General features: G+C 65.6%; 15 protein-coding genes. 5 read left to right on the forward strand and 10 right to left on the reverse strand.

The annotated features are described in order from the left end of the window. The first annotated feature begins 111 nt into the window (after window positions 1-111). Complete coding sequence (locus AC6H34_RS05710; RefSeq protein ID WP_497538169.1) at window positions 112-1,518, forward strand: aminotransferase-like domain-containing protein; 1,407 nt, start codon at window positions 112-114, stop codon at window positions 1,516-1,518. Between the two features lie 43 nt (window positions 1,519-1,561). Beyond that, window positions 1,562-2,056, forward strand: coding sequence for a hypothetical protein (locus tag AC6H34_RS05715; protein WP_448150928.1), 495 nt, complete (start codon window positions 1,562-1,564; stop codon window positions 2,054-2,056). On the opposite strand, the gene AC6H34_RS05720 is transcribed toward AC6H34_RS05715, so the two are convergent. Then, the gene (locus AC6H34_RS05720) at window positions 2,037-2,939 is read right to left on the reverse strand and encodes a LysR family transcriptional regulator (RefSeq protein ID WP_497538170.1); all 903 of its coding nucleotides are present in this window, start codon (window positions 2,937-2,939) and stop codon (window positions 2,037-2,039) included. The genes AC6H34_RS05715 and AC6H34_RS05720 overlap by 20 nt on opposite strands. 97 nt (window positions 2,940-3,036) lie before the next feature. Between AC6H34_RS05720 and AC6H34_RS05725 the strand changes: the two genes are divergently transcribed. From AC6H34_RS05725 to AC6H34_RS05735, 3 genes are all read left to right on the forward strand, one after another. Then, the gene (locus AC6H34_RS05725; RefSeq protein ID WP_497538171.1) at window positions 3,037-3,870 is read left to right on the forward strand and encodes an SDR family oxidoreductase; all 834 of its coding nucleotides are present in this window, start codon (window positions 3,037-3,039) and stop codon (window positions 3,868-3,870) included. A 64-nt stretch (window positions 3,871-3,934) separates the two neighbouring features. Continuing rightward, complete coding sequence (locus tag AC6H34_RS05730) at window positions 3,935-4,231, forward strand: hypothetical protein (protein ID WP_448150925.1); 297 nt, start codon at window positions 3,935-3,937, stop codon at window positions 4,229-4,231. A 604-nt stretch (window positions 4,232-4,835) separates the two neighbouring features. Continuing rightward, a complete protein-coding gene (locus AC6H34_RS05735) occupies window positions 4,836-6,077 on the forward strand; it encodes a DUF2778 domain-containing protein (protein WP_497538172.1) in 1,242 nt (413 codons plus the stop codon). A 23-nt stretch (window positions 6,078-6,100) separates the two neighbouring features. On the opposite strand, the gene AC6H34_RS05740 is transcribed toward AC6H34_RS05735, so the two are convergent. The 9 genes from AC6H34_RS05740 to hydA form a co-directional block, all read right to left on the reverse strand. Beyond that, on the reverse strand, window positions 6,101-6,547 hold the full coding sequence (locus AC6H34_RS05740; protein ID WP_448150923.1) for a DoxX family protein: 447 nt from the start codon (window positions 6,545-6,547) through the stop codon (window positions 6,101-6,103). A 98-nt stretch (window positions 6,548-6,645) separates the two neighbouring features. Beyond that, window positions 6,646-7,419, reverse strand: a complete 774-nt coding sequence (locus AC6H34_RS05745) for an SDR family oxidoreductase (protein ID WP_497538173.1) — start codon at window positions 7,417-7,419, stop codon at window positions 6,646-6,648. A gap of 37 nt (window positions 7,420-7,456) precedes the next feature. Next, complete coding sequence (locus AC6H34_RS05750; RefSeq protein WP_448150921.1) at window positions 7,457-8,230, reverse strand: SDR family NAD(P)-dependent oxidoreductase; 774 nt, start codon at window positions 8,228-8,230, stop codon at window positions 7,457-7,459. A gap of 2 nt (window positions 8,231-8,232) precedes the next feature. After that, on the reverse strand, window positions 8,233-9,597 hold the full coding sequence (locus tag AC6H34_RS05755; RefSeq protein ID WP_497538174.1) for a dihydroorotase: 1,365 nt from the start codon (window positions 9,595-9,597) through the stop codon (window positions 8,233-8,235). An 18-nt stretch (window positions 9,598-9,615) separates the two neighbouring features. After that, complete coding sequence (locus AC6H34_RS05760; protein ID WP_448150919.1) at window positions 9,616-11,334, reverse strand: thiamine pyrophosphate-requiring protein; 1,719 nt, start codon at window positions 11,332-11,334, stop codon at window positions 9,616-9,618. 2 nt (window positions 11,335-11,336) lie between these two features. After that, complete coding sequence (locus AC6H34_RS05765; RefSeq protein WP_497538175.1) at window positions 11,337-12,275, reverse strand: polysaccharide deacetylase family protein; 939 nt, start codon at window positions 12,273-12,275, stop codon at window positions 11,337-11,339. Window positions 12,276-12,306: 31 nt separating this feature from the next. Beyond that, window positions 12,307-13,347, reverse strand: coding sequence for an NAD-dependent epimerase/dehydratase family protein (locus tag AC6H34_RS05770; protein ID WP_497538176.1), 1,041 nt, complete (start codon window positions 13,345-13,347; stop codon window positions 12,307-12,309). A gap of 51 nt (window positions 13,348-13,398) precedes the next feature. Further along, the gene (locus tag AC6H34_RS05775; protein WP_497538177.1) at window positions 13,399-14,169 is read right to left on the reverse strand and encodes an SDR family NAD(P)-dependent oxidoreductase; all 771 of its coding nucleotides are present in this window, start codon (window positions 14,167-14,169) and stop codon (window positions 13,399-13,401) included. Then, window positions 14,166-15,614: a dihydropyrimidinase gene (hydA, locus tag AC6H34_RS05780; RefSeq protein WP_497538178.1), complete on the reverse strand. Its 1,449-nt coding sequence runs from the start codon at window positions 15,612-15,614 to the stop codon at window positions 14,166-14,168. The genes AC6H34_RS05775 and hydA overlap by 4 nt, the downstream gene beginning before the upstream one ends. Window positions 15,615-15,616 lie beyond the last annotated feature (2 nt).

Here is a 15,616-nt window from a genome sequence, read left to right on the forward strand (position 1 = left end):
AAATATCAGTATCCTGCTTCCAGATTCGCTTGATCCCTACCACATCAGACGAAGAAGCTCTTGATATCGGCAGCGATCTCTGCCCTCCTATGTATATTTGTAGGCATACAAATGCAAGACGATTCGCCTGCGGCATCCTGGCTCCCTAGCCATCTGGCACACGATGCGCCGAAATACCTCGCCATAGCGCGAGCATTGTCCGCGGACATAAGGGCTGGCCGCCTCACGCCCGGCACGCAGTTGCCGCCGCAGCGACAACTCGCCAAGGCGCTGGGTGTCGATCTCACCACGGTGACCCGCGCATTCAACGAGATCCGCCGCGAAGGCCTGGTGGAAGGCAACACCAAGCGTGGAACCTTCGTGAGCGTTCCGAGAACGGCGCGCTACGAGCCGCCTCCACCCGACAACTCCCCCGTCGTCGATCTGAGCATGAACATGCCGCCCCAGCCGGCGGATGCGCTCCTGCGCGAGGCGATCCGCGACGGCATCGGCTCGGTGCTGGCGTTACCGCATGCCCTCCTGCAGCTTCACTACCAGGACAATGCCGGCGCGCCTGCGGACCGCGTGGCGGGCCTGCTGTTCCTGAAGGCCCGCCTGGGCCCCGTCGACCTGGAGCGGCTGGTCGTCACCTCCGGCTCGCAGGCCGCCCTGTTTGCGGTGGTCTCGTCCCTCGCCGAGCCGGGAGACGTGGTAGCCGCGCCGGAGGTGACCTATCCGGGCCTGCGTTCCGTCGCCGCCCGCTGCGGCGTAAGGCTCGTTCCGGTGAGAAGCGACGAGAAGGGGCTGATCCCCGACGATTTTGAGCGCCAGTGCCTGGAGGCACGGCCGCGCGCCCTCTATTGCGTGCCTACGCTGGACAATCCGACCACGGCGACCCTTTCGCGAGAGCGCCGGGAGGCCTTGGCGGCCATCGCCCGGCGATATGACGTCGCCATCATCGAGGACGATGCCTATGGCGCCCTGCCGGAAGCGGCACCGCCGCCCCTGGCCTCCCTCGCACCCGAGCGGAGCTGGCATATCGCGACCCTGTCGAAATGTGCCACGCCGGCTCTCCGCATTGCCTACGTGGTAGCGCCGAACCTTGCGGGGGCACTGCGGGTGACCGCACAGACGCGCGTCACAAACCTGATGGCTCCACCGCTGATGGCCGGACTTGCCACCGCCTGGATCAAGGACGGCACGCTGTCGCGCCTCACGGCCTCGATCCGCCGGGAAAACCGGGCGCGGCAAGCCATCGCAGCAACGGCCCTTCAGGGTTTCGGCTTCCGCACCGATCCCGACGCGCATCATCTCTGGCTCAACCTGCCGAAGGCATGGACGGAGGCTGATTTCAGCCTGGATGCCCGCAAGGCGGGCCTTGCAATCGTGGGCAGCGAGGCCTTTGCCGTAGGCACGCCGCCCGCGGCCCTGCGCATCTCCCTCGGCGCAGCCTCCAACCGCGAAGTCCTGCGCCAGGGCCTCAACACGCTGGCCGCAATCCTTTCGGTTCCCCCGCGCGGCGTGCCGGGCATCGTTTGAGTTGGCTATTCCACAAGCACGGCCATGGGCATACAATCGCACCATGGTCGAGCAGGCGCAGCTTGTCATCATCGCCGGAGCAGTCCGGCGGTTTCTCGAACCGGCCTGGCTCGAATGGCATCGGGCTTGGGGCGAAATGCCGTCGGTCTCCTCACGCTGGACGAGTACGCGATCAAGCGCCTTTCTGCAGAAGGTCCTGCAGGAAGATTTCGGCCTCGCAGCCACGTGGCGCTCGGGCACGCCCCGCCTGCTGCCCGATGGCCCCGACGATTGCCCCTATGGCTTCCAGACGACACAGGGTTGGGAATCGCACGCCTGGGTGGAAGCAGGCGGATGGATCATCGACGTGACCCTCGACCAGTACGGCGCTGAGCCGGTGGTCGTCACGCCCGCCACGGACATGCGCTACAGTGCAGGAACCGGCTCCTCAGCGTTGCCGGAATTCAGCGCCGGCCGAAGTCAGGCCCTCGCGGCGCTATGGCCGAAGTGGCTGGCATCCGAGGAGAGGCGAGGCGTGGTCAGGGCGCCCGTGTGTTGAATTCCCGTATCAGCGCGATGAATGCGCGCAATCCTGCAGGAACATGGCGGCGGCCGGGATAATAGAGACATAGGCCGGGATAGGAGGGCGTCCAATCCTCCAGCACGCGGACAAGCCGGCCGGCGGCGAGGTGCTCGGCCACCGCCCACTCGCTCGTCCAGATCAATCCGGCTCCCCCGAGCGCTGCCTCGACCAGCAGATTGTGGCTGTTGAGCGTGAGAGCGCCGCGAACGTCCACAAGCATCTCCTCGCCATGCCTCTCGAATTCCCAACGCATCAGCATGCCGCTCGGCAGCCTCACGCGCACGCATTCATGGCCGAGGAGATCCCCGGGAACGCCGGGGATTTCCCGGCCTTCGAAATAGGCGGGCGAACCGACCACCGCGAAACTGATCTCGGGCCCGCAGGGGATGGCGATCATATCCTGCGGCACTGCCTCCGCCAGCCTTACACCAGCGTCGAATCCCTCAGCGACGATGTCGACGAAGCGCCCATCGGTAACAAGATCCAGTTGCATGTCGGGATAGCGGCGCAGAAACTCCAGCACTACCGGCACGAAGAACTGCGCGCCCGCTCCGTCCGATGCATTGATGCGCAGCAAGCCGGCAGGCGTGTCGCGAAATTCGTTCGCCGCTTCCATCGCCTCGGAAATCTCCCGCAGCGCCGGCCGGACACGCGCCAGGAACTGTTCGCCCGCCTCCGAAAGCGAGACGCTGCGCGTCGTCCTGTTGAACAGCCGCACCCCCAGCCGCTTCTCGAGCGTGCCGATGGCGTGACTGAGCGCGGAAGGCGACATGTCGAGTTCAGCCGCCGCCGCTCGGAAATTGCGATGGGTGGCGACCGCGACCACCGCGTTCAGCTCGAACAATCCCGGACGCTTCATTGTACGAAAACCTGCATCTCCCCATACAACAATATGCGTCTTATCGGATCAATCAGGGAATGCCATCTCCTGCGCCACAGGCAACAGGAAGCGCAATATGAAGAAGACCGTGCTCATCACCGGCACCTCCTCGGGTATCGGCAAGGCTGCCGCCAGGCTTTTTGCCGAAAGGGGTTGGAACGTCGTCGCCACCATGCGCAACCCGGCGGATGGTATCGAATTTTCCACTCTGCCCGACGTGCTCGTCGCCCGGCTCGATGTGCGGGACGAGGCCAGCATCACCTCGGCGATGAAGGACGGCCTCACCCGTTTCGGCCGTATCGACGCCCTCGTCAACAACGCCGGCTACGGCCAATACGGCCTGTTCGAATCAGTCTCGCGCGAGCAGGCCCAGCAGCAATTCGACGTCAACGTCTTCGGCGTGATGGACGTCACACGCGCACTCCTGCCGCATCTGCGCGCCAACAAGGCGGGCGTGATCGTGAACGTCAGTTCCGGTGCCGGCCTCTTCACCCTGCCGATGATATCCCTCTACTGCGCCAGCAAGTTCGCGCTGGAAGGGTTCTCGGAGGCTCTTGCCTATGAGCTTGCCTCGCAGAATATCGCGGTGAAGCTGGTCATTCCGCATGGCGGCGTCGGCGCCACGCGTTTCATGGAGCGCCAGGCAGCCGACAGTGCAGTCGGCACCACCCCAGGAGATTATGACGATTTCGTCGCCGCAACCAACGCCGCCTTCGCCCGCATGGCGGCGGCGCGAAGCATAACGGCAGTCGACGTTGCCGCCTGCATATTCGATGCCGTGACAGATGGCTCGGAAAGGCTGCGCTACCTCATCGGCGATGACGCCCGCGGTTTTGTCAAAGCCCGCCGCGGGAAGAGCGAGGAGGACTATATCGCGTTCATGCGCGCACATTTCACGCTCAATCGATAAGCCGACTGGACAAGTCCGCCCTTTCGCGGGTAATCGACATCACCTGCCGATAGGGAATTGTGACTTGCCAGCCATTTCAGGCCCCAAACGCCTCGTCCTGGGACGCGAGCACGACGAAGCCCTGCGGGCCAGGGTGCTCGCCGCGCTACGCCGCCTCAAGGCGCAGACCCGCGCCAGTTCCTGGGACATCGGCCTGAGCCAGGAGATCGGCACTCTGCGCTTCCTGGTCGAGGGTCACGAGATCACCCTCACCTCGGAAACCAATGCCGGCCTCGCCCTGGAAGGCCCGCCGGCGCTGGTCGATTCGATCCGCAGCGAGGTCGAGGCCTTGTTGTGGTCGGACAAGACCCCCGGAAGCTGAACGCGCCCAAACCGATCACAGCTACACCACGCCAAGCGACCGGGCCGAGGCTTCGGCGTCCGCCGAGGGGCGAGATCCAATCGACGCCGCCAATCCGGCGGGCAATGCCGGCATTGCCGAACTGGGCGCTGAGCGGCTGAATTCGGCTTGCTCCCTACTCGGGATGAGCCGTGCCACAACCCGCGCGCCGCTGCACGGAAATGCCGCAGGCCTGCGCCCCAGCAGCAGCCGGTACCCGAAATCCCGACAGTGGCCCGGACACGCTCGCCGGAGACGGCGATGCCAGGCGTGGATTGTTCGTCGGATGGTTAATTCGGCGCCTTCGGGAAGGAAGCATTAGCCAAACCTCGCGCCGATCATGGCGTCTCGCTGGCAATCCCGGCGAACGATTTCCTGTGCGTCCCTCGGGCGCCCCAAACTCGTACGCAGCGTAAAGGGTTTGGTTACCAAGATTGGGCACACTTCCTGTGTCGGCTGACGGCCGAACGAGACTGGAATTTCACTGGCCGCGCAAAACCGCCTTTCGCAGCAGCCGACCTCGATGCTCAGCCGATGGCTTCATGGAGCGAAGAGCTTTCATGGACCCGTCCGGGAAAACAATTCTATGACTTATGTTCGTGCGTCCCGCGGCATCGCCTCCCCTGATCGTCGTGAGTCGCGCCGGATGCGATTCCGCTGGCTGGCGATGGGTGGCATCGGCTTCGGCCTGATCGCGACGACCTGGACGGCAGTCACGCTGGTCGCTCCTTCCGTGGTCGCAACCTCGCTGTCGACAACCCCCAATCTGCGAACGGCGGATCCTTTCGCACCAAGGATGGTGGTCGCGGCCAACAGGCTGCCGGATTCAGCCCAGATCGCTGACGATCCCACCCGGATCATCGCCGAGGAGATCGCGGCGGCGAACCGCAACGACGACGCTGCCGCGCGCGACCAGATGGCGAGCGGGCAAGGCAGCATGCCGTCCGTCGTCCGGGATGGAGCGGAGATTGCCCAGGGAGTGCCCTTGCGGCGCGCCGATCAGATCGCTCCGTCCCTCGGGCCGGTGCTGGCGAGCCTGACGCCCTATGCCCATGAACCCGACATCGCCGCTCCGCGCATTCACACGGTGACGGCCGTGAACGCCAATCCCGCCGCGCCCGAGCCGCCGGACGCTCCCGTCGAGGAAAGTGCCGATGCCGATACGACGGTGACCGGCAGCATTCCCGAAACGATCCCCCTGCCCCCGATGCGCGATGTGGCCCTCGCGGAAGCGCCGTCCGAGCAGGAAACCGCCCAGATACCGCTGCCGCCGCAAAGCCCCATAAGGCGCCCAGGTCCCGTTCTCGCCTCGCTCGATCCGGCCGAGCAGCGCCCGGCACCAAGCGCTCGCCCGGCACCGGCCATCTCGGCACCAAGCCTCGGCAATCGCACGGCGATCTACGACATTGCCGCTCATACGGTCTACCTGCCCAACGGCGAGAAGCTGGAAGCCCATTCCGGGCTCGGCGGCCTGCTGGACGATCCCGGGTCCGTCCATGTGAAGAACCGTGGGGCGACGCCGCCCCATACCTACGATCTGTCGCCGCGAGAGCAGTTGTTCCACGGCGTCGCGGCGCTGCGTCTCACGCCTTCGGGCGGGGGCAGCGTCTACGGCCGCGTGGGCCTGCTCGCCCACACCTATATGCTCGGGCCGCGCGGCGATTCGAACGGCTGTGTCTCCTTCAAGGACTACAGCCGCTTCCTCCGCGCCTATCGCAGCGGCGAGATCACCAAACTCGCCGTCGTGCCGAGCCTCTCGCGCTCCGGCAGCCAGGTCGCCTCGCGCAGCAAGCGCAGCTGGTGGTGGTTCGCCTCCAGCACCGATTGAGGTTCCAGCAAGGGTTGGGCGGCTCAGATCGCCTGCTCCTCCTGGCGCCTGCCGATCAACCCCCTATCGAGAGCCAGCACACGTCCCGGCCCATGAGCGGCGGCGAAAAGCAGGCCGGCGATGAAGGTGAAGTGATCGATGAAAAAGCCGAACTCGGCCTGGTTTCCGGCCCAGCGCCCAGGTCCGTGAAAGGCGAAAGCAAGAAACAGGACGTAGACGGCTGCGAGGAGCGCCGCCTCGGCGAAGCAGGCGCCGGTCAGGAATGCGAGGACCAGCAGGCATTCGAAAAGCGCCGCGCACCAGGCCAGGAACAGCGCTGCTGGCAAGCCCGCCGCGGCAATGAAGTCGGCGGTGCCGGTCATGTTCGAGAACTTGAAACCGGCAGCCATGATGAACAGGCCGGCGAAGATAAGGCGCGCGACGAGAACGGCGGCAGTCTTCCAGGGAGCATGGGCGGTTGCAGGCATCATGGATCGATCTCCGGGGTTGGGGACATCTTCTTCCCTGCTCCGAGGACGATCGCTTCCCCTCCTTCCCGACATTCCGCATCACCGAAAAATCGCGGCCGTCAAATGCCGCGGATCATCCCGCCATCGACGCGCACGGAGGTTCCGGTGACATAGGAAGCCTGGGGACTTGCCAGAAAGACGGCAACCGCGGCGAATTCTTCCGGTCTACCGTAGCGGCCGGCTGGAATCAGGGAACGCGAGGCGGCCTCGACATCCTCGACGCTGCGTCCGCTGCGCTGTGCCGCCGCGCCATCGAGTGACGCCACGCGGGAGGTCGCGATCCTGCCCGGCACGATCAGGTTGACGGTGACGCCGTTCGGCGCAAGCTCGGCGGCCAGTGTCTTGGACCAGCCGACGAGCGCGGACCGAAGGGTGTTGGAGACGGCCAGATTGGGAATCGGCGCCTGCACTCCCGAGGAGACGATGGTGAGGATGCGCCCCCACCGGCGCTCGACCATGCCTGGTGCCAGACGGTCGGTCAGCTTCATGAGCGACAGCACCATCATGTCGAACTGCGACCGCCACACGCTGGAGGCCACGCCCAATGCCGGAGAAGGCGGCGGGCCTCCCGAATTGTTGACCAGGATATCCACGCCGCCCAGCTTCTCCAGGGCATGGTCGGCGATCAAGTCCGCCGCATCGGGCATGCCGAGATCGGCGACGATATGCGCGGAGGGTGCCATGGCCGGAAGTGCTCCCTGGAGACGCTCGGCGGAGCGACCGACGACGGCGACGCTGGCGCCGGCATCGGCCAGCCCCGCCGCGATCGCAGCCCCGAGTCCACCGCTCGCCCCGAGAACCAGGGCGCGCTTGCCGGACAGGTCGATATGCATGGGAAAACCTTTCTTGCAGAAGAGACGATAGCTTGGCCTAACCGGCCATCCAGCCGCCGTCGACGAGGAGATTGATGCCGGTGACGTAGGTCGCCATGTCGCTGGCCAGGAACAGCGCCGCTCCTGCCACGTCTTCCGGGCGCCCCAGGCGCGGCCAGGGGGTGCGGCGCCTGGAATAGTCGAGTGCCTCCGGATCATTGGCGATGCCGGGCTTGCCGGTGACGATCTTGCCGGGTGCGACTGCATTGCAGACGATGAAATCCCTGGCGTGATCGACCGCGATCTGGCGCGTCATCTGCACCACGCCGCCCTTGCTGACGCCGTAGGGCAGGTCACCGGGCGAGGCGACCATGCCATGTTGGGAGGAGATGTTGACGATCCGCCCCCGCACCTCGTCGATGGTCTCCTGCGTCAGCATCTGCTGGACGGCGCGCCTGCAACCGAGGAATACACCGGTGAGATTGACCGCCATCACGCGCTCCCACTGCTCCTCCGACGTCTCGACCAGATTAGTGCTGGTATAGGTCGCCGCATTGTTGACCATCACGTCGAGCCGGCCATAGGCCTCGACCGCCGTAGTGACCAGGGAATCGATGTCGGCCCATTTCGATACGTTGGTGGGATGGCTGATGGCAGTGCCGCCGGCTCGGCGGATGAGGTCCAGGGTCGGCAGGCCCCCTTCGAGGGGTTCCTCGTGCCTGTCCGCCAGCACGACGCGCGCGCCTTCACGGGCATAGCGGAGTGCGATCGCCCGCCCGAGCCCCGAACTTGCACCCGTCACGATGGCAACCTTGTGTTCGAGCAGCGCCATCATCACCTCCCTGGCATGGACTCGAATGGAGAGCAGGCCGTCACGATGCTTCCCGTCGCGAGCGGATCGACCCTGCCATGTTCAAAGATCGTCCTGCCGCGCAGGAGGACGGTTCGCAGCAGCCAGGGAACCTCGAGGCCTTCGAAGGGCGTGTAACCCGCCTTCGAAAGCTGGTCGGCATGCCGGACTGACGTTGTGCCCGCTGGATCGAGGACGAGGATATCGGCGTCACGGCCCGGCTTGATCGCCCCCTTGCGAGCGCCCAGGCCGAAGCGTGCCGCGGGGTTTGCGCTGCATAACCGGACCAGGTCCTGCAGTTGCAGTTCACCGATAGCAACGAGATGCAGCATGGTCACCAACAGGGTCTGGACGCCGGGCATGCCTCCGGGAATGTCGGCGAAGGCCGGATAGGAGGCTGCCTTTTCCGCCGAACTGTGCGGCGCATGGTCGGTCGCAACGATGTCGATGGCCCCGGAACGGAGCGCTTCGCGCATCACGGCGAGGTCGGCCCTGTCGCGCAGCGGCGGCGAAGCCTTCACGCTGGCGCCGAGCCGATCGTAGTCCTCCTCGCAGAACAGCAGGCATTGCGGCGTCGTCTCGATGCTGGCATCCGCCATGTCGCGCAGGCGCTGCCAGGTTCGGATGCCGAGAGCGGAGCTCGTCTGCCTGATGTGGATGCGAGCCGCGGCCTGCGACGCGGCGAGCAGAGCCCGGCTGATGCCCGCCGCCTCGGCGAGTGGCGGCCGGCTTGCGCGGAATGCCGCAGCATCCCCGGGCACGCCGAGGCCTCGCGCGGTCTCGCCGTCAAGGATGGACTGGTCGCCGGGAGAGACGCCGACGAGCACGTCGAGAGGCGCCAGCTTCCGCAAGGCCAGCGCGATGTCATCCATTGTCGCATGCAGGAAAGCTTCGGGCACATCGGCGGTGAAGAGCTCGAAGGAGACCGGGTCGAGCTTGCGTAGTTCCTCCACGCCGGCGCAACCGCGCCGCAGGACGGCCTGGAAACCGACATCGGCATGGATGCGCCCTTCGGCCAATTTCATCTTGGCGCGAAGATCGGCCACCGTCGCGGTCCAGGGCTCGTCCGTCGGCATGTCGAGCAGGGTCGTGACCCCACCAGCGGCTGCGGCAAGCGTGCCGGATACGAAATCCTCCTTGTGAGTCATGCCAGGCTCTCGCAGATGGACATGGGCATCGACCAGCCCGGGCAGCAGTCGCAGGCCGTGCACCGGGATTTCCTCGCCGGCATGCGCATCCTCGCCCGGCGGAACGAGCGCCGCCACCCTGCCCGCTGTGATGCCGACATCGGCACGAAGCTCGGCATCGGCGTTGACGACGGTGCCACCGCGCAAGAGCAGATCGAACATGGCAAACTTCCCGTTTTCTCAGCGCATTTCCGGGGCCAGCCCGGCAAGGCGGCCTTCCTCATGCGTGACCACCTCCAGCAATGCGGCCCTGCCGCCGCGAACCTCGGCGAGACAGCGCCGCAAGGCAACGCCGAGCGATGCAGGATCGGTAACGCATTCTCCATGCCCACCGAGCGCCCGCGCGATGGGGGCATACTCGCCGGACATGCGGTTAGCCCCGTATTTGCGGGTCGCGACGGGCATACTCGCGGCATACCCACCCAGCACATGGTTCCGTAGCACCACGGTCAGGATCGGCAGGTTGCAGCGGATCGACGTTTCGAAATCGATGCCGACCATGCCGAAGGCCGCCTCGCCCATGATGTTGACGACGGTCGCATCCGGCCGGGCCAGCTTGGCGCCCATGGCGAAGCCCAGCCCGCTGCCCAACTGGGTGGTCTTGCCCCAGCCCAGATAGAAGCCCGGCGTGACGGCCTGGTAGAAGGGCGTGAACTGGTCGCGCGGATTGCCGGCATCATGCGTTACAATGGTATGCTCGGCATCCACGGCCTGCATCAGCTCCCAGACTACGCGATAGGGCGACATGGGTACGCTGTCGGCCGTGAGCAATGGCATCCATCGCTGCATGAAGGCGGCCCTGATCTTCCGGATCTCCTTCTCGATCAGGGTACGCCGTGCGATCGGTTCCTTATCGCCGAAACCCGTTTCGAGAACACGATCACGCATCTGGCGCAGCGAGGCGCGGGCATCGCCGATCACACCCAGGGCGATCGGGTAGTCCTTGCCGAGGTCGGCTTCGCCAAGCGTAAGCTGAAGGAGCGTCTTGTCCGACGGAATCGGTACGATGTAATGAGAGCGGGTCAGGCTCGTACCAACGGCGAGGATGACGTCGGCCTTCGCCAGGAAATGATCGACGGTCGCGGGACGAGCCCGCCCCGCCGTCCCCAGCGAGAGCGGATGGCTCTCCGGAAAGGCGCTCTTGCCGTTAGGCGTTGTCGCGACGGGAATGCCGAGCAGTTCGGCAAGGGCCACCAGTTCTCCGGTAGCCTGCGATGCCAGGACGCCCTGGCCCGCCAGAATCATGGGATTGTCGGCCTTGCCGAGGCGATCGAGCAATTCACGGATCTCCTCTGTCCCGGCCTGCGGCAGCGAGCGGCGCGGGGGGAGATAGTCGGAGAGATCGACGTCCTCCAGTTCGGCGAGAAGATCGACGGGCAGTTCCAGCAATACCGGAGACGGCGCCCCGTTGCGCACGCGCGACAGTGCGGAATGCATAAGCCGGGGCAGATCCTGGATACGCGTCGCGGCCTCGCACCATTTGGTGACATTTCGGAAGTTGCGCCGAGCCTCGAAATTGGGCGTTACCGCCTCGTGGCCGCGAGGATATCCCGTGGGCAGGAACAGGATGGGCGAACGGTCGTTGAAGGCCTGCGCGACGCCGCCGAACGCGCTCTCGGCACCTGGGCCGTACTGCACCGTGACCGCTGCGAGCTCCCGCCCACCGGTCACCCGAGCGTAGCCCTCGGCGATGTTCACGGCCACCCGGGGCGTACGCGTGATGACGGGCGGGATGTCGAGCTCGGCCAGCGCGTCGAACAGCTCGCTGTTGGGAAAGCCTATGATCTGCCTCAGGCCCTCGCGCTTGAGGATGGCGGCGACGATCTGCGCTCCCTTCAATCGCCTCTGCGGCGCAGAAGCTGAGAGCTGCGGATCATATTCGGCTGCACCGAAAGACATCTTCAGCCCCTCGGCGAAAAGGATTGGTGGTTGTCGAGCCAGTAGCGCGCAATATCCTCGCGCCGCATGAAGATCGCCCCCTCCGTGCGATTGACGAACTCGATGACGTCGCGCAGGCCCGAGGTGCGGTTGGGCTGCCCCGTCCAGCGGGCATGAACGGCGATGGTGAGCATCTTGCCGCCCGCCTCCTCCGCATCCTCGATCACGTAGCTGATGGCCGAGCGGCAGTCTTCCGCGAAATCGCGCGGATTGCTGTAGCCGGGAGCGATGAGGTAGCGGCTGTCGTTGAGGGTCTTCGAATAGGGTACGACGAGGAGGCGTCCCGATGCGTGCTCGACGAAATAGGGAATATCGTCGTTGCACGGATCCGAATAGTAGAGAAAGCGTCCGTCCTCGATGATGAGATCCTGCGTGTTGACGCTCGGAAAGGATCGGCAGTTCCAGCCCGGCGGATGCACGCCTAGCAGTGAATGGTAGAGTTCGTTGGCCTGGCGCAGCTGCTCGCGTTCCTCCTCGCGGCTCAGCGTCCAGTATTCGGACCAGCGCAAGCCATGGCCAAGGAGGTCGTGCCTCCTCTCCCTCATCCAGGCGACGATGTCGGGATTGCACTGCAGCGCCACCGCGCAGGCCGAGACCGTCACGGGAACCTCATAGCGGTCGAACAGCCGGGCCAGGCGCCACACACCGGCGCGGCTGCCATACTCGAAATGCGTCTCGGTCCCGAGATCGCGGGCAGGCGGGGAGTTGGGGATGTTGTACTCGCCCCAATTGTCGTTGCGCCCATCCTGGAGCCACGAATATTCGGAACCCTCCTCATAGACCAGCACGAGGTTGACGGCGACCTTGGCACCACCCGGCCACACCACGCGGGGTGCATGCCGGCCATAGCCGATGAAGTCACGTTCCGGCCCGAGGCCAACAGGATTCAGATCACTACTCATGGCAATCTCACAAGAAGAAAACTCGGGAAGTTCAGGGCCGCCCCACAACGGGTTGCAGCTCGTTTTGGACAATCCAGTCCATATAGGCATGGAAGGCCTCTTGCGGCGGACGCGGGCGCCAGCCGGTATCGCGTTCCAGCCTGGCGATGTCGTAGGCGCCCCACATGCCGTCCCGCAGCGCCGTATCCTGGACGATGTTGGCATCGGCTTCGGCGGTGACCTCGCAATGCAGGTGCGGCACCTTCTCGGCGGCCCAGCGAATGAAATCGCCGGTGGTCGAGATCACGCTGCTGGCCACGTTGTAGTGCCGGTAGCGCAGGGCAGGCGCATCGATCAGGGAGAGGATGGCTCCCGCGACATCGACCGAAATGAGGTAGTCGCCGGCTCCGTCGAGGCTGTTGGGACGGATCACGTCGCCCGCAAGCGCCATATGGGCAACGCGGTTCGGCACGTGGCGGAAGCTTCGGCTCGCCGTCACGCGATCCATCGGGCCATAGATCGACGACAGCCGAACCGACAGGGCCGACAGCCCGAAGAGGTCTGCGTAGCGGTTGACCACCATCTCGGACGCATGTTTCGAGATGCCGTAGAGCGTCAGCGGGGCGACGTAGCCGTCTTCAGGCAGCGGCTCGCCCTGCCAATCCGGCCCATGATGCCGATAGACGGAACCGGAGCTCACATAGACGAAGCGCTTCAAGCCGGCGGAGCGACGCGCCCATTCAAGCGCGCGCACGGTCCCCATCAGATTGACCTCGACGATGCGGGCGGGATCTTCGGCTTCCGGCTGGCGCTTGGCTTCGGCCGCGCTTCCGCGGGAGATCGGCGTCACGGTCGCACCGTGGACGACGGCCGTGATGCCGAGCCCGTCCAGCGCCTCCCAGGCGTTGTCCCCGCTCACATCGCCCTCGATGACGGTCAGGCGATCCCGCACGGGCTGGAAATAGCGCTCGGCAGCCGCATCCAGGGCGCCACGATCCAGAATGACCGCCCTGTTGGCGGGGTCGCGCGCCAGCCATTCGCCCGCGACGACGCTCATCACGAAGCCGCCGCCGCCTGTCACCAATAGGGTCATGATTGCTTCCTCGTCAGTCCTCTTGTCCCCGGAGCCCGGCCCGGTTCATCGTCAGCGTGCGGTATAGCCTCCGTCGACGAGCAGGTCGGTGCCCGTCACGAAGGAGGCATCCTCGGAAAGAAGGAATGCCGCGCTTGCGGCAATCTCGTCGGGCAGGCCGATGCGCCGGGAAAGATAGTGGCCGGCAAGGCCCGCGTCGGCGGCGTCGAGATCCGGCCAGCGTTGCAGCAGTCGGCTCGTCCTCACCGCGCCCGGGGAGAGACTGTTGACGCGGATGCCGGCGGCGGCATGGTCCACGGCCATGAGGCGGGCGAGATGGATCAAGCCGGCCTTGGCCGAGCAATACGCCACCGCGCGGCTCGTCGCCACATGGCCCAGTTGCGAGGCGACTAGCACGATCGAACCACCGCCGGCCCGCGCCATGGCGGGTACGACATGCTTGCCCATCAAGAAAGCGCCCGTGAGCGTCACCTCGATCTCACGATTCCAGTCGGCAAGGTCGAGCTCAACCACGTCGCCGTCGAGCGAAGGAGCTGCGGCATTGTGGACATACCCATGCAGATGCCCGAATGCGGCCAGGACGGCTTCGACGACTGCCTCGGCCGACTCCGGCCGGGTCACGTCGCAGCGCAGGCCTATCGCCTGCCCGCCCAGTTCATCGGCCAATTGCCGGGCGGCGTCTCCATTGAGATCCGAACAAGCCACGCGTGCGCCTTCGGCAATGCATCTGCGCGCGGTCGCCGCGCCGATGTCGCTGGCGGCGCCGCTGATGAGGATGACGCGCCCGGCCAGACGGGCGGAAAGGAGTGACGGCGCAGTCATGAGGCGAGCACCGACGGCAGGTCCTGCCTGGGGGTGAAGGGACGCTCGCAGGCGAGGAAACGGCCCCTGCCGGCCGTCGAGCTGACCTCACCCTCGTTCCAGACGATGTCGCCGCGCGAGATGGTGACGACGGGCCAACCACGCACCACCCGCCCTTCATAGGGCGTATGGTCGGTGGCGTGGTGCAGCATGTCGTTCGAGATCGTCACTTCTCGATGCGGATCCCAGATGGCGAGATCCGCATCGGACCCCAGGGCGATCGCTCCCTTGCGCGGATAGAGGCCGAACAGGCGCGCGGGATTGGCGGCCGTCAGCTCCGCGAATTTGTGCAGCGTCATTCGATCCATGTTGACGCCTGCCGAAAACAGCAGCGGCAATCGTGTCTCGATGCCCGGAATGCCGTTGGGGATACGCGTGAACGGCGTATCTGGCCCGCCGGCGATCTTGTCGGCGTAATTCCAGGGGGAATGATCGGAGGAAAATACCTCCAGGGTCCCGTCGAAAATGCCGCGCCAGATCTCGGGCTGGTTGGAACGGTGGCGCGGCGGAGGCGTGCACACACACATCGCTCCGCTGAGGTCGGGGGTATCGATGTCTTCCGACGACAGGAAGAGATATTGCGGGCATGTTTCGGCGTGGATGGGCAGGCCCCGCGCCCGCGCACGGCGTATCTCCTCGACGGCTCCCGCCGCGGAGACATGGCTGATCAGGAGCGGCGTTTCCACCAGTTCGGCGAGGCTGATGGCACGGAAGGTCGCCTCGCGGTCGCCGATCTCGGGATGGGCGAGGCCGTGATAGCGCAGCTGCGTCTTGCGTGCGGCGAGAAAGCGCTCGGTGAGCCAGCGGATACAGGCGTCGTTCTCGGCATGCACCATGACCATGGCGCCCTCGCTGCGCGCGACATCGAGAACCTCGAGCACCTCGTAGTCGTCCAGCTTCAGGCCTTCATAGGTCAGGTAGATCTTGAAGGAGGTGCAACCCTCCGCCACCAGGCGCGGGATCTCCTCCTTCAGCACCTGCTGCATGGGATCGCCGATGATCAGATGGAAGCCATAGTCGATATGCGCCTTGGGGCGGGCACGCTCGTGATAGTCGTCGACGGCTGCGCGCAGCGACTGTCCTCGCATCTGCATGGCAAAGGGAATGACCGTGGTGGTACCGCCGCACAATGCCGAGAGGGTGCCGCTGGCGAAGTCGTCGGCAGTGGAGCGTCCCTCCCAGGGTGGCTGATCCATATGGCAGTGGCTGTCCACCCCGCCGGGCAGGACGATCCTTCCCTCGGCGGAAATATCCTGGCGTCCGCGGGGCAGTTCCAGCGCGAGAGCCGCAATGCGCTCTTCCCTGATACCGATATCGACCCGCGCCGGGCCATCCGGCAGCACCACCGTGCCACCTCGGACCACCAGGTCGAAATCACCGTCGCAAGGACTGGACACCTGAACCATAG

It is taken from the genome of Labrys sp. ALF-8 (assembly GCF_059699065.1).

Bases quoted from the DNA above. Each gene is read 5' to 3' on its own strand.
- AC6H34_RS05710 (WP_497538169.1), top strand. From the start codon at position 112: ATGCAAGACGATTCGCCTGCGGCATCCTGGCTCCCTAGCCATCTGGCA.
- AC6H34_RS05715 (WP_448150928.1), top strand. From the start codon at position 1,562: ATGGTCGAGCAGGCGCAGCTTGTCATCATCGCCGGAGCAGTCCGGCGG.
- AC6H34_RS05720 (WP_497538170.1), bottom strand. From the start codon at position 2,939: ATGAAGCGTCCGGGATTGTTCGAGCTGAACGCGGTGGTCGCGGTCGCC.
- AC6H34_RS05725 (WP_497538171.1), top strand. From the start codon at position 3,037: ATGAAGAAGACCGTGCTCATCACCGGCACCTCCTCGGGTATCGGCAAG.
- AC6H34_RS05735 (WP_497538172.1), top strand. From the start codon at position 4,836: ATGACTTATGTTCGTGCGTCCCGCGGCATCGCCTCCCCTGATCGTCGT.
- AC6H34_RS05740 (WP_448150923.1), bottom strand. From the start codon at position 6,547: ATGATGCCTGCAACCGCCCATGCTCCCTGGAAGACTGCCGCCGTTCTC.
- AC6H34_RS05745 (WP_497538173.1), bottom strand. From the start codon at position 7,419: ATGCATATCGACCTGTCCGGCAAGCGCGCCCTGGTTCTCGGGGCGAGC.
- AC6H34_RS05750 (WP_448150921.1), bottom strand. From the start codon at position 8,230: ATGGCGCTGCTCGAACACAAGGTTGCCATCGTGACGGGTGCAAGTTCG.
- AC6H34_RS05755 (WP_497538174.1), bottom strand. From the start codon at position 9,597: ATGTTCGATCTGCTCTTGCGCGGTGGCACCGTCGTCAACGCCGATGCC.
- AC6H34_RS05760 (WP_448150919.1), bottom strand. From the start codon at position 11,334: ATGTCTTTCGGTGCAGCCGAATATGATCCGCAGCTCTCAGCTTCTGCG.
- AC6H34_RS05765 (WP_497538175.1), bottom strand. From the start codon at position 12,275: ATGAGTAGTGATCTGAATCCTGTTGGCCTCGGGCCGGAACGTGACTTC.
- AC6H34_RS05770 (WP_497538176.1), bottom strand. From the start codon at position 13,347: ATGACCCTATTGGTGACAGGCGGCGGCGGCTTCGTGATGAGCGTCGTC.
- AC6H34_RS05775 (WP_497538177.1), bottom strand. From the start codon at position 14,169: ATGACTGCGCCGTCACTCCTTTCCGCCCGTCTGGCCGGGCGCGTCATC.
- hydA (WP_497538178.1), bottom strand. From the start codon at position 15,614: ATGGTTCAGGTGTCCAGTCCTTGCGACGGTGATTTCGACCTGGTGGTC.